General features: G+C 63.8%; 9 protein-coding genes. 5 read left to right on the forward strand and 4 right to left on the reverse strand.

Annotated features, from left to right (window positions below; genetic code table 11):
- Positions 1-6: 6 nt before the first annotated feature.
- A complete protein-coding gene (locus P9228_RS15845; protein ID WP_278054265.1) occupies positions 7-918 on the reverse strand; it encodes a hypothetical protein in 912 nt (303 codons plus the stop codon).
- Between the two features lie 187 nt (positions 919-1,105).
- Between P9228_RS15845 and P9228_RS15850 the strand changes: the two genes are divergently transcribed.
- The 4 genes from P9228_RS15850 (at position 1,106) to P9228_RS15865 (ending at position 4,811) form a co-directional block, all read left to right on the forward strand.
- Positions 1,106-1,978 carry an undecaprenyl-diphosphate phosphatase gene (locus P9228_RS15850; protein WP_278054266.1) on the forward strand — a complete coding sequence of 291 codons (873 nt, stop codon included), beginning with the start codon at positions 1,106-1,108 and terminating at the stop codon, positions 1,976-1,978.
- A 53-nt stretch (positions 1,979-2,031) separates the two neighbouring features.
- The gene (locus P9228_RS15855) at positions 2,032-2,817 is read left to right on the forward strand and encodes a phosphodiester glycosidase family protein (RefSeq protein WP_095800824.1); all 786 of its coding nucleotides are present in this window, start codon (positions 2,032-2,034) and stop codon (positions 2,815-2,817) included.
- A gap of 212 nt (positions 2,818-3,029) precedes the next feature.
- Positions 3,030-4,190, forward strand: coding sequence for a GH25 family lysozyme (locus P9228_RS15860; RefSeq protein ID WP_278054269.1), 1,161 nt, complete (start codon positions 3,030-3,032; stop codon positions 4,188-4,190).
- Between the two features lie 138 nt (positions 4,191-4,328).
- Positions 4,329-4,811, forward strand: coding sequence for a DUF2314 domain-containing protein (locus P9228_RS15865; protein WP_278054271.1), 483 nt, complete (start codon positions 4,329-4,331; stop codon positions 4,809-4,811).
- A 231-nt stretch (positions 4,812-5,042) separates the two neighbouring features.
- On the opposite strand, the gene P9228_RS15870 is transcribed toward P9228_RS15865, so the two are convergent.
- Together P9228_RS15870 and P9228_RS15875 are read right to left on the reverse strand one after the other, a co-directional pair.
- Positions 5,043-5,414 carry a VOC family protein gene (locus P9228_RS15870; RefSeq protein WP_278054272.1) on the reverse strand — a complete coding sequence of 124 codons (372 nt, stop codon included), beginning with the start codon at positions 5,412-5,414 and terminating at the stop codon, positions 5,043-5,045.
- A 158-nt stretch (positions 5,415-5,572) separates the two neighbouring features.
- Positions 5,573-9,364, reverse strand: a complete 3,792-nt coding sequence (locus tag P9228_RS15875) for a vitamin B12-dependent ribonucleotide reductase (RefSeq protein ID WP_278054273.1) — start codon at positions 9,362-9,364, stop codon at positions 5,573-5,575.
- Between the two features lie 715 nt (positions 9,365-10,079).
- Between P9228_RS15875 and gltX the strand changes: the two genes are divergently transcribed.
- On the forward strand, positions 10,080-11,453 hold the full coding sequence (gene gltX / locus P9228_RS15880; RefSeq protein WP_278054274.1) for a glutamate--tRNA ligase: 1,374 nt from the start codon (positions 10,080-10,082) through the stop codon (positions 11,451-11,453).
- Here gltX and P9228_RS15885 read toward each other — a convergent pair.
- Positions 11,371-12,579 carry a DUF2865 domain-containing protein gene (locus tag P9228_RS15885; protein WP_278054275.1) on the reverse strand — a complete coding sequence of 403 codons (1,209 nt, stop codon included), beginning with the start codon at positions 12,577-12,579 and terminating at the stop codon, positions 11,371-11,373. The genes gltX and P9228_RS15885 overlap by 83 nt on opposite strands.
- Positions 12,580-12,609 lie beyond the last annotated feature (30 nt).

Below are 12,609 nucleotides of genomic sequence, written 5' to 3' on the forward strand. Positions count from 1 at the left end.
TTCCGATCAGCTCGAATGCGCCGGCAAATAGCTGTAATGGCTGCGGAGATAGGCAATTTTGAAGCCGAGCCGGGCGTAGTTGCGGTAGGCCGGACCGTCGCGTTCGGGGCGCGGCGCCTCGATGTCGGCGACGAACAGTCTTGCGCCGGCGGCTATGCCGTCGCGGACCAGCCTTTCGCCAAGCATGGCGTCGAGGTCGAAGCTCGGCGCCATGATGCCAGGCACCGGGGCGTCGATCCCGCTCCAGGCGGCGCCATCCGAGATGAACATTGAACGCACGGCAGCCACGGCGCCATCGCGTTTCAGCATGTAGTGACGCCAACCCTCGCGGCCGACCAGGGCCATGAGCCAGGGCGAGGTGGGCAGCCTGTACTTCGCATCGATGAAGGAGGCCCATTCGGGAGCGGTCTTGGACGTAACCTCTTCGACCGACAGATCGTCTGCCGGGAACAGCGGCTCGGCAGGCAGCGGCGTTGCGTCGCGAAAAATTCGTTCCCAGCCGCTCTGATGCTGGAGCCCGCGCGCTTCCAGCCAGCAGCGCAGCCGGGAAGGGTCGGTGTGCGGGCTTGTGCAGAACCACGGCCGCAAGATGCCGGCAGCGCGGTAATGCGCCAGCAGCGAATCGAGCTGATCTTCCGTGGCCGGGCCGTCGACGCCGATGTTCTTCACGCAGTTGAAATGGATGAACGGGATCGTCGTGCAGGTGGTCCAGACGAGGTCGCCGTCGCGGGCGAGCGACAAGCCGTGCCGCGCGGCGAATTCCGTGGGCGCGGCATCGTAGAGATCGAGCCAGGCATTGACCTCTGCGCGCTCGATGGCGCGGCTCAAATCACGCGAGACCTCCTCGATCCCGATTTCCGGATGGTGCGACACCGGCGGGACGACCGGCTGCAGTTCCGAGAGGGCGGCAGTCGACATGCTAGTCCTCCTCCGATCTGCCTTACAGTGTAAGATTAGCGCATGATAATATGGAAGCGCCTGTTGTCAAGCAGGATAAGCGGCACCTTACAAATCCGTGAATTGGCTTCGCCGTACCATGAGGCTAAGCCTGCCCTTGAGGGGCTTTGCGCATAACAATTCATTTTTCGCCGGGGAAAGGACAGGGATGACGGACGTCTGCACCCAGGGATTGGACACCGGCTTTGTCAGCCTGGGCTACGCCAAGGTGGCGTTTCTCGGCATCGTGCAAGGCATCACCGAACTGCTGCCGATCTCTTCGACGGCGCATATGCGCGTCGTGCCCGCCATGCTTGGCTGGCAGGACCCGGGCTCGGCCTTTTCTGCGGCTATGCAACTCGCGGCCCTTGCCGCGGTGATCAGCTATTTCTGGAGCGACGTCAGGGAAGTCGCGGTGGGGTCGCTGGCGGCGCTCACGCGCCGCGACTATGCCAACCGCTATTTCCGCCTGGCGATCGGCATCGTGCTTGCCACCGTTCCGATCGTCATCGCCGGCCTCGCGCTATCCAGCGTGCTCAATGCCTGCAACTCGCCGTTGCGCGGGCTGGCCGTGATCGGCTGGGCCTGCATCGCCATGGCCGTGCTGCTTGCGCTGTCGGAAATCTATGCCCGCCACAGGCTGACCCTGGACAAGGTGTCCGTGCTCGACGCCTTGCTCGTCGGCGTGGCCCAGGTCGGCGCGCTCATTCCCGGCGTGTCGCGCTCGGGATCGACGCTGACGGCGGCGCTGGGTCTTGGCTATGCCCGCCCGGAGGCGGCGCGGCTTTCCTTCCTGCTCGGCCTGCCGGCCATCGCGTTGGCAGGCCTGAAGGAGCTTTGGGAACTGCACAAGATTCACCTCGGCGCTTATGGCTGGTCGGTCCTGGCGGTCGGCCTCGTCGTCGCTTCGATTTCCGCCTTCTTCGCCATATGGGGACTGATGCGCGTGCTCGAGCGCTTTTCCGCCTGGCCCTTCGTCATCTATCGCGGCCTGCTCGGCGTCGTGCTGCTGATCGGCGTCGCCGTCGGCTGGCTGAGCTAGAGGCTTTCACCGAATCCGCTATACCGGCACCTGAACCTTGCTTCGGGTGCGCTATGGACATTGCAACGCTGCTGCAATCGCTGCCGTTGCTGGCAGCGCTGGTGAAATCGGCGGTGCCGGCAGTAGTCGGTGCGGGCCTGGGGCTCAGCCAATGGGTCGCAGCGCTGCCGCCGTGCCGCAATCACACCTTCGAGACCGCGACCTATCTCGTCTGCGAGACGGACCCGAAGCATTACTCGATCGAGCTGTTCTGGAAGGATCCCGACGGCAAGCTCTACCAGTCGCTGCACAATCTTCGAAGCGCGCAGCAGGCGGCCGGACGCACCATGCTCTTCGGCATCAATGCCGGCATGTACCATCCCAATCTCGCGCCTGTCGGTCTCTATGTCGAGCGCGGGCAGCAGATCGCGTCGGCGAAGACCGGGGCCGGCTCCGGCAATTTCTCGATGCAGCCCAACGGCGTCTTCTATCTTAGCGACGGCAAGGCCGGCGTTCGCGCGACGAAGGATTATCTGAAGCGTTCCCCGAAGGTGGACTATGCCACCCAGTCCGGGCCGATGCTGGTGATCGACGGAAAGCTGCATCCGAAATTCCAGGCCGACAGCCCTTCGCGAAAAATCCGCGATGGCGTCGGCGTGCGTGGCGACGGCGTCGTCGTCTTCGCCATCTCGAACGACGTGGTGACTTTCCACGAATTCGCGCGCCTGTTCCGCGACGAGCTCGACTGTCCCAACGCGCTCTTCCTCGACGGGTCGATCTCCAGCCTCTATGCGCCGGCTATTGGCCGCAACGACGATTTCTGGAATCTCGGGCCGATGATCGGCGTGTTCAGGCGCTGAGCAATTCGAGGAAAACCGAGAAGCGGGTTTGCCGTTCGGAAATTGCGTGGAAACAAAGGCGGAGCTTTTATTGTCGGCTTGCCTGGCGAATCGCCCCGCCGAACCAAAGGTAAATTTTGATTCAAACTTTGTTGGTAATTTCTCATTAGGAATGGGGCTTCCGGCGGCGCTGTTTCGGCCCTCGGTCTGTTTTGTTTTGCGTACAGGTCAAGATGCGGATTTTTGGCGTCGTCAGTTTCGTGCTTGCAGGGCTTTGCCTTGCCGGCTGCTCGTCTACCTCGGGCGTTGATGCCTTGCAGATGCCGTCGAACGAGACGACCAGTTCGGTCGTGCGGCCGAGCGCGCCGGTAACGAAGGCAGTGAAGACCGCCGACGCTGCGATGACAGTGGAGACCGTTTCCATAGCGGGCGCCGCGCGCATCAGGCCGCCGGCGTCGCTGCCTGGCGACCAGAATGCTCGTGTTGACGAGGACAACGCGCGTCCAGGGGGCGAGAACTCGCGTCTTGACGTCGAGAATTCGCGTCCCTTTGGCTTGGCCGAGGAAGAGACGGTGGCATTCCCGGCGCCGGACCTGCCGGATACGGTCGAGCCTCCGGTCGAGGCCGCAGCACTCGTCTCGCCGCCGAAGCGGCTGTCCCGCGCAGCGCCCGCGATGCTGGCTGGCCCTGTTACCCGCTATGCCTTTCGCGATGCCAAGCCGATCAATTTCGGCCGCGCCTCGCCCAGGCACCTTGCCGTCCATGGCGTCGACGTGTCGCGCTGGCAGGGCAATATCAACTGGCAAAAGCTGCGCGCCCAGGGCGCCAACTTCGCCTACATCAAGGCGACCGACGGCGGCGACCATCTCGATCCGATGTTCATGAAAAACTGGCGCGGCGCCGATGCCGCCGGGCTGAAGCGCGGCGCCTATCATTTCTTCTACTGGTGCCGCACCGCCGGCGAGCAGGCCGACTGGTTCATCCGCAACGTGCCGCGAGTCCAGGGCGCGCTGCCGCCGGTCATCGATGTCGAGTGGAACGGCGAGTCCTCCTGCAAGCGCCGGCCTTCGCGCCAGAAGGTGCTGGAGAAGATGCAGGTGTTCATGGACAAGCTGGAGCGCCACTACGGCCAGCGGCCCATCATCTACACGTCGCCGGATTTTTATCGCGACAATCTGCGTGGTGCATTTCTCGACTATCCGTTCTGGCTGCGCGCGGTGGCCGCCCATCCGTCAAAGGTCTATCCGGGCCGCAACTGGCTGTTCTGGCAATATTCGGGCTCCGGCCTGTCGCATGGCGTGAGCGGCCGCATCGACCTCAATGTCTTCCACGGCGACGAGCGGCAGTGGCGCAGGTGGCTGGGCGGCGGCGAGGTGGTAGCCGACGCGAATTGAGGCCGTATGCTTCACCCGGCGCGGGGCGGCGATCGACGGTAATTTCAGGATTTCTCTAACCATCGACTCACCGTCTCCCTTAGCGGCGCGGCAACGGCCTTCCGGTAACGTGTTCGTGATCGCGTCTTGGAGGGGTCTATGCGCAAACTGATTGTCACTGCCGCTGTGGTGGCCGCCGTCGGCTACGGATTTTTCAATTCGCACCTGCGCAGCAATACGCCCAACGCCAATGTGGTCGCCTATTCAACCACCGACGAGGCGATGCAGGGCGCTAAGGCCAAGGGCCACTCGACGCTACCCCGCTTCCATGAGTTGATGGCCGCCCGCACGCCTGGCACCTATACGGTCAAGTTCCCGCTGACCCAGAACGGCGCCACCGAGCATATCTGGATGCAGCTTGTGGCTTTCAGCGACGGCCGCTTCGTCGGATTGCTGGCCGACAAGCCCGTCAACGGCAACCAGTACAAGATGGGCGACCGCATGACGGTTGCCGAGGCCGATGTCGAAGACTGGATGATCCGCAACGGCAGCGACGTCTATGGTGGCTACACGGTACGCCGGGCGCTGGCCGACATGCCGAAGGAACAGGCCGCGAAATACTGGATCACGTTCAAGGATTGAAGGCGGCGCTCCCTTCTCCCCACAAGAGCTTGGGAGAGGCCGTCCATCGCGCTTTCGTCGTCCTCGGGCTTGACCCGAGGACCCATGCCGTGACCATTGCCGTAGGGCGCAGCGTGCAGAATTCTGAAACGCCGCAGCGCCTTGATGTAACGGCATGGATTCTAGGGTCTGCGCTGCGTCGCTTCGCTCCTTGCTCCGCCCTAGAATGACGAAGCCGAAGGGCATCGCCCGTCACGCCTCGTTGATCATCGCCTCGATGTTGTAACCGTCGGGATCAAGCCCGAAGCAGGCGTAGTAGTTCTCGGCATAATGCGGACGCGGCCCGGGCGCGCCGTGGTCCGCAGCACCCGCCTCAAGCGCCGCGCGGTAGAACGTATCGACCTCCACCTTGCTCTTCACCCTGAAGGCGACATGCAGATGGGTGAGCGGCGGCGTCTCGCCCGTGCTCTGGATCTCGAACAGGCAGCCATTGCCGACATCGAAGGCCCAGAACACGCCTTCCTTACCGAAGGAGAGGCGATAGCCCAAGGGCGCGAAGGCCTTTTCGTAGAAGAGCTTGCTCTGTTCGAGGTCGCACACTTCGATGGTGATGTGGTCGATCATGGAAGCTCTTGGACAATCAGGCCAGTGCGGCCGGCCACGGTGACGCGGCCGGCTTTGATCTATATTGGCGATGGCTGCCTTTGGTTGCAACCAGATCAGCCATCGGCCTCCAGCTTGCGAATAACTTCGCCGACTGTCAGCCTTGGCGGCATCGGGCCTCAGCTGCACCCGCTCGTCGAACCACAGGTGTCGCACTTCTCGCAGGTGCCGTTCCGCACCATGGTGAAGTTGTGGCACTCCGAACATTCGTTGCCGGTGTAACCCTGGAGCAAGGACTGCTGGCGACGGGTGGCGGCTAGCTTCTTGGCCTCGGCGGCCTCGTTGGCGGCGGCGTCGGTGAAGAGCGCCTCGGCGCCGCCGGCGGCCTCGGCTTCCTCTTCCACCATCTCCTCGGCCAGTTCCCTGGCGCGCTCCTCATAGTCGCGCTTGTAGGCAAGGGCCTCGTCGCTTGCAGGCTTCAACGCCAGCACGTTGGAGCCGGCGAAGGCGGTGGGCGCTGCGCGGGCAGGGGCCGTCGTCGGGGCTGAGCCGCCAAAACCCTTGGGGTCTGAACCGGCAGCCGACACCAGCTTCACCGGCGAGGCACCGCGATAGAGGCCCTTGGAGAACGGCGTCGCCTTGCCTTCGGTGATGCCGCGGCCGAGCGCCGTCTTGTCGAAGTCCGACTGATCGACATGCGCGAGGTCGTGGCGGCCGAGATAGGAGACGGCAAGCTCGCGGAACACGTAGTCGAGGATCGACGTCGCGTTCTTGATCGCGTCGTTGCCCTGCACCATGCCGGCCGGCTCGAACTTGGTGAAGGTGAAGGCCTCGACATATTCGTCGAGCGGCACGCCATATTGCAGGCCGAGCGAGATGGCGATGGCGAAGTTGTTCATCATGGCGCGGAAGGCAGCACCTTCCTTGTGCATGTCGATGAAGATCTCGCCGAGGCGGCCGTCGTCGAACTCGCCGGTCCTGAGATACACCTTGTGGCCGCCGACGACCGCCTTCTGCGTGTAGCCCTTGCGGCGGTTCGGCAGCTTCTCGCGGTCGCGGTAGAGACGCTCGATGACGCGCTCGACGATCTTTTCCGTCACCTGCACGGCGCGCTGCGCGGCGGGCGCCGCAATCAGCTGCTCGACCGCCTCGTCCTCGTCCTCCTCGCCGTCGGCGAGCAGCGAGGCATTGAGCGGCTGCGACAGCTTCGAGCCGTCGCGATAGAGCGCGTTGGCCTTCAGCGCCAGCTTCCAGGACAGCATGTAGGCGTTCTTGGCGTCCTCGACCGTCGCCTCGTTCGGCATGTTGATGGTCTTGGAGATGGCGCCCGAGATGAAGGGCTGCGCCGCGGCCATCATCAGGATGTGGCTCTGGATCGACAGCGAGCGCTTGCCGATCTTGCCGCAGGGGCTGGCGCAGTCGAACACCGGCAGGTGCTCGGCCTTGAGGAACGGCGCCCCTTCGAGCGTCATTGCACCGCAGACATGGATGTTGGCCGCGTCGATGTCCTTCTTGGAGAAGCCCAGCGCCGGCAGCATCTCGAAGGAAAAGTCGGAAAGCTGCTCGTCGGTGAAGCCGAGCGTCTCTTTCACCCAATCGGCGCCGAGCGTCCACTGGTTGAACACGAACTTGATGTCGAAGGCCGACTTCAGCGCCGCATTCAGCGCCGCGATCTTATCATCGGTGAAGCCCTTGGCCTTCAGCGAAGACGGGTTGATGCCGGGCGCCTGGTTGAGGTTGCCATGGCCGACGGCATAGGCCTCGATCTCGGCAATCTGGCTTTCGGAATAGCCGAGCGTGCGCAGCGCTTCCGGCACCGCGCGGTTGATGATCTTGAAGTAGCCGCCGCCGGCGAGCTTCTTGAACTTCACCAGCGCGAAGTCGGGCTCGATGCCGGTGGTGTCGCAGTCCATGACCAGGCCGATCGTGCCGGTCGGCGCGATCACGGTCGCCTGCGCGTTGCGATAGCCATGCTCCTCGCCGAGCTCGATGGCGCGATCCCAGGCGGCGCGGGCATGCTCGGCCAGCGCCTGCTGCTTCAGGTCGGAGGCGACCAGCGGCACCGGATTGACGGCGAGCTTCTCGTAGCCGTCCTTGTCGCCATAGGCGGCGCGGCGGTGGTTGCGCATGACGCGCAGCATGTTCTGGGCGTTGCGGTCATAGTCCGGGAAGGCGCCGAGCTCGGAAGCCATTTCGGCCGAGGTCGCATAGGCGATGCCGGTCATGATGGCCGTGAGCGCGGCGCAGATCGCGCGGCCCTCGTCGGAGTCGTAGGGAATGCCGGACGTCATCAACAGGCCGCCGATGTTGGCGTAGCCGAGGCCGAGCGTGCGGTAGTCGTAGGAGAGCTTGGCGATCTCCTTCGACGGGAACTGCGCCATCATCACCGAGATCTCGAGCACGACGGTCCACAGCCGAACGGTGTGCTCGTAAGCGGCGATGTCGATCGTGCCGTCTTCCTTGCGGTAGGGCAGGAGGTTGATCGAGGCGAGGTTGCAGGCCGTGTCGTCGAGGAACATGTATTCCGAGCACGGGTTGGAGGCCCGGATCGCACCGGCGGAGGCGCAGGTGTGCCAGTCGTTCATGGTCGTGTTGAAATGCAGGCCGGGATCGGCGGACGCCCACGCGGCATAACCGATCTTTTCCCAGAGATCCCGCGCCTTAAGCGTCTTCAGCACCTTGCCGTCCTTGCGGGCGGTGAGCTGCCAGTCGCCGTCGGCCTCGACGGCGCGCAGGAAATTGTCCCTCAGCGACACCGAGTTGTTGGAGTTCTGGCCGGAAACGGTGAGATAGGCGTCAGAGTCCCAGTCGGTGTCGTAGGTCTTGAACGACATCGAGGTGTAGCCCTGGCGGGCGAACTGGATGACGCGATAGATGTAGTTCTCCGGCACGGCGTCCTTCTTGGCCGCCTTGATCTCGCGCTTCAGCGCGGTGTTGAGGGCCGGGTCGAAGCAGTCGTCGCCATTGCCTTCGCAATTGACGCAGGCCTTCATGATCGCTTCGAGGTGCTTCTTGACGATCTTCGAGCCGGTCACCAGCGAGGCGACCTTCTGCTCCTCATTGACCTTCCAGTCGATGAAGTCCTCGATGTCGGGATGGTCGGCGTCGACGATGACCATCTTGGCGGCGCGGCGCGTCGTGCCGCCCGACTTGATGGCGCCCGCCGCGCGATCGCCGATCTTGAGGAAGCTCATCAGGCCGGACGAGCGGCCGCCGCCGGACAGCTTCTCGCCTTCGCCGCGCAGCATCGAGAAGTTCGAGCCGGTGCCGGAGCCGTATTTGAACAGGCGCGCCTCACGCACCCACAGGTCCATGATGCCGCCCTCGTTGACGAGGTCGTCCTGAACGCTCTGGATGAAGCAGGCATGCGGCTGCGGATGCTCGTAAGCCGACTTCGACTTGGTCAGCCTGCCGGTGAAGGGGTCGACATAGAAGTGACCCTGGCTCGGCCCGTCGATGCCATAGGCCCAGTGCAGGCCGGTGTTGAACCATTGCGGCGAGTTCGGCGCCACGCGCTGAGTGGCCAGCATATAGGCAAGCTCGTCGCGGAAAGCGCGGGCATCTTCTTCGGACTTGAAGTAGCCGCCCTTCCAGCCCCAATAGGTCCAGGTGCCGGACAGCCGGTCGAAGACCTGGCGAGCATCGGTTTCCGAACCATAGCGCTCGGCCTCGGGGAGCTTGGCGAGTTCGGCCTCGTCGGCAACCGAACGCCACAGGAAGGAGGGGACGTCGTTCTCCTCGACCTTCTTCAGGCGCGCCGGGACGCCGGCCTTGCGGAAATATTTTTGGGCCAGGATGTCGGCCGCGACCTGGCTGAACTGCGCCGGCACATCGATGTTGTCGAGGCGGAACACCACCGAGCCGTCGGGATTCTTGATCTCCGACAGAGCCTTGCGGAATTCGATCTCCGCGTAAGCTACCCCTTCTTGACCTGCTTGGTCTGGCTTGGTGAAGCGACGCTCGATGCGCATTGGTCCGGTCCCTTTTGTCTACATATAGCGCTTTTCCCCAGGGATTGCTGCCCCGCCAGGCGAAAAGCACGGTCCGCCGTTTGCCGGCATCGCAGGCGACGCCGGCATTCTCCTCGTCGCGGGCAACACCGTGCAGACAACCAAACGCCCTTCCAGGCGCTCACCCAGGCTGCAGGCCGACCCACGGGTCCCTCAAAACTGAAACTTTTGTCGATTCCCTCGGAAGAGGGAGGTTCACACTATCTAGGGTCGAGCCTGCCTGCAAACACTAAATATAGTGTTAACAGATCATTTTTTCCAGCCCGACAATTCTCCCTTTCGCCCACCCAAGCCCCATCATTCCCAACGCTTCCGCCGGCCTCGTGAACGGGCGGAAATGTGGGCAAAACGCACAAAATCCGGGAAAAAAGACCGGCCTCTGAACTCTCCGGTCACGCCCGCAACAGGAGCGCATGGCCTATAAAAAGCGACTCGTTCTGACCCGTCAAGGATTCGTTTTTGTAGGTTTTGTGACCCCAATATGTTGTGTCTCACATATGTGGATAACGGGGACAGAAAGGCGCATCGAAAAGCCTTTATTTGACGGTGACGGTTCGTCGGGTCGCCCGGGGCCGGGCCCGACGGGCGGCTTTTCATTTTAGCTGGCTTGGACTATCTGTTGCCCTGCGCGGGGGCGTGTCTTGTCAAGCCTGGAAGCATTCGCTACGCCCCGCTCATGACAGTTACCGTTCGTTTCGCTCCGTCGCCGACCGGCCGCATCCACATCGGCAATGCCCGCACCGCGCTGTTCAACTGGCTTTTCGCCATGAACAACAGGGGCCGCTACATCCAGCGCTTCGACGATACAGACGTTGCCCGTTCGACGCAGGAATTCGCCGATGCAATTCTCTATGACCTGCATTGGCTCGGCATTTTTCCCGACGTTACCGAATACCAGTCGCGTCGCTTTGAAGTCTATGACGCCGCGGTTGAGCGGCTGAAGGCGGCGCGCGTGCTTTATGCCTGCTACGAAACGCCGGAGGAGCTCGACCTGCGCCGCAAGGTGCGCCGCACGCGCGGCCTGCCGCCGGTCTATGGCCGCGAGGCATTGACGCTGACGCCGGAGCAGGTGGCCGAATACGAATCCGACGGGCGCCGGCCGCACTGGCGCTTTCTTTTGCCGAACTTCACCGGCGACCCGCTGCAGCCGGAACGGACCGAGGTGCACTGGAACGACCTTGTGCGCGGCGAGGAGACCGTCGATCTCGCCTCACTGTCGGACCCGGTCCTGGTGCGTGAGGACGGCACTTATCTCTACACACTGCCTTCGGTGGTCGACGACATCGAGATGGGCGTCACCCATGTCATACGCGGCGACGACCACGTCACCAACACCGGCGTGCAGATCGCCTTGTTCCAGGCGCTGGGCGCTGAGCCGCCGGTGTTCGGGCACCACAATCTCTTGACCACCGTGTCGGGTGAGGGGCTGTCGAAGCGCACGGGCGCGCTGTCGATAGAAAGCCTGCGCGAGGAGGGCATCGAGCCGATGGCTGTCGCCTCGCTTGCCGTGCTCGTCGGCACATCGGAGAATGTCGCTGCAGCGCACGATCTCAACGAGCTCGCCAGCCATTTCGACCCGGCCGCGACATCCAAGTCTGCCGCCAAGTTCGATCCCGACGAGCTTTTTGTGCTCAATCGCACGCTGATGCACCAAATGCCGTTCGAGGAGGCGCGCGACCGGCTGATTGTGCTTGGCATTTCCGGCGACAGGGCCGAGCCCTTCTGGCTCGCCGTGCGCGGCAATATCGACCGTTTGTCCGACGCGGTCGCCTGGTGGCGCATCCTGAGCGACGGGCCGCAGGAGCCGGCAGAATTTTCCGGCGAGGACCGTGACTTCCTCCACCAGGCGTTCGACTTGTTGCCGGAAGAGCCTTGGAACGGCACGGTCTGGAAGGATTGGACCGGCAAGATCAGGGAAGCGACGGGCCGCAAGGGCAAGCCGCTGTTCATGCCGCTGCGGCTCGCCCTTACCGGGCGGTCTTCCGGGCCGGAGCTTGCAGATCTATTGCCGCTGATGGGTCGGGAAGGAACGCTGGCCCGACGACCCTGACCTTGCGCTGTTCCGGCGGCAGGGCCGAAACCGGTGACGCCGGCACCTTGGCGGTCAGCTGCTTGATAGCCGCGCGGTCGAGCCCGCCTGCAGCGTTGGCGAGCGTTTCGGGATCGGCGCCAGCATCGAGCTTGGCCGCCGGCGCCGGCACGAGGGTCGTCGCCCCGCTGTCCGGCTGCGGCTGTTCCGGATTGGGCGGATTGCCGCCTATGATCGAGAAGTTTTCGGCCTGGGCGTTGCAGCCGCATTGCGGCGGCCGCGAGTAGTTTGCCTGCTTGTAGAGATAGGCCGTCGGCAGCTCGCTGTAGGGACGGCCGGTCGCCGAGGACGTCATGTTGCCGGCGTCATCGTCCATGCCGCGCGTGTAGAAGACCTGCATCTCGGTGCCGGGGCAGCTCGATTCGCAATTCTTCTGATCGCGCTCGAAATCGCCAAGAGAGGCGGCGTTCGACATCGGGAAGAAATAGCCGTCGCAGGTGCGCACGCAGACGGTGCGGAACTCGCCGTTCATTCTCGGCAGGTCCATGCCGTCGGGTTGGTTGATCACCCGGCGGATGTTGCGCGCGCCGGGATCGTCTGGCGGAAGCGCTTCAGGCGTGTGGAGCGTAGCGATCTCCTCGTCGCCACGGCCGAAGAGCTGCTCGAACAGATTGCCGCCACCATTGTTGCGGGCGGCCTCCTGGATCGGGGCGCGAGGCGGCTCGACTTCATCATCGCGGCAGCCATTGGCGTCGAGCGCCGCAAGAATGCGGCTGCGGTCGCGCCGCGTGCCGCCGCCGGCCAGCCGCTGGCGCTTGGCCTGCAAGATGTCGAGATTGGTGTTCATGCGCTCTATCGAGGCATTGATCGCCGCGCATTGGCCGGCAATGCGCGAAAACAGCGCGAAGCCGCAATTGGCATCACCGGCGCGGCCGCGCGCCTTGGCCAGCTGCTCGCGCTGGCGGGCGATCGCGTCGTCATATTTGCGGATCAGTCCCGGACCGCCGCCACCGCCGCGCGTGGCTGCAAGCTCCGCTTCGAGCTGGCGGCAGGTGCGAGAAGCGGCCTGCGGCTCGGTCACAGCGACAGCCGACGCCGCCAACGCTGCAAGCAGCGCAGCAAGGTGCGTCAGCTTCAACCCCTTCATTCGCCTGGAATCCCGATTGCCGGTGGAAGG

Source organism: Mesorhizobium sp. WSM4898, from assembly GCF_029625845.1.
In the GTDB taxonomy this organism is placed as follows: domain Bacteria; phylum Pseudomonadota; class Alphaproteobacteria; order Rhizobiales; family Rhizobiaceae; genus Mesorhizobium.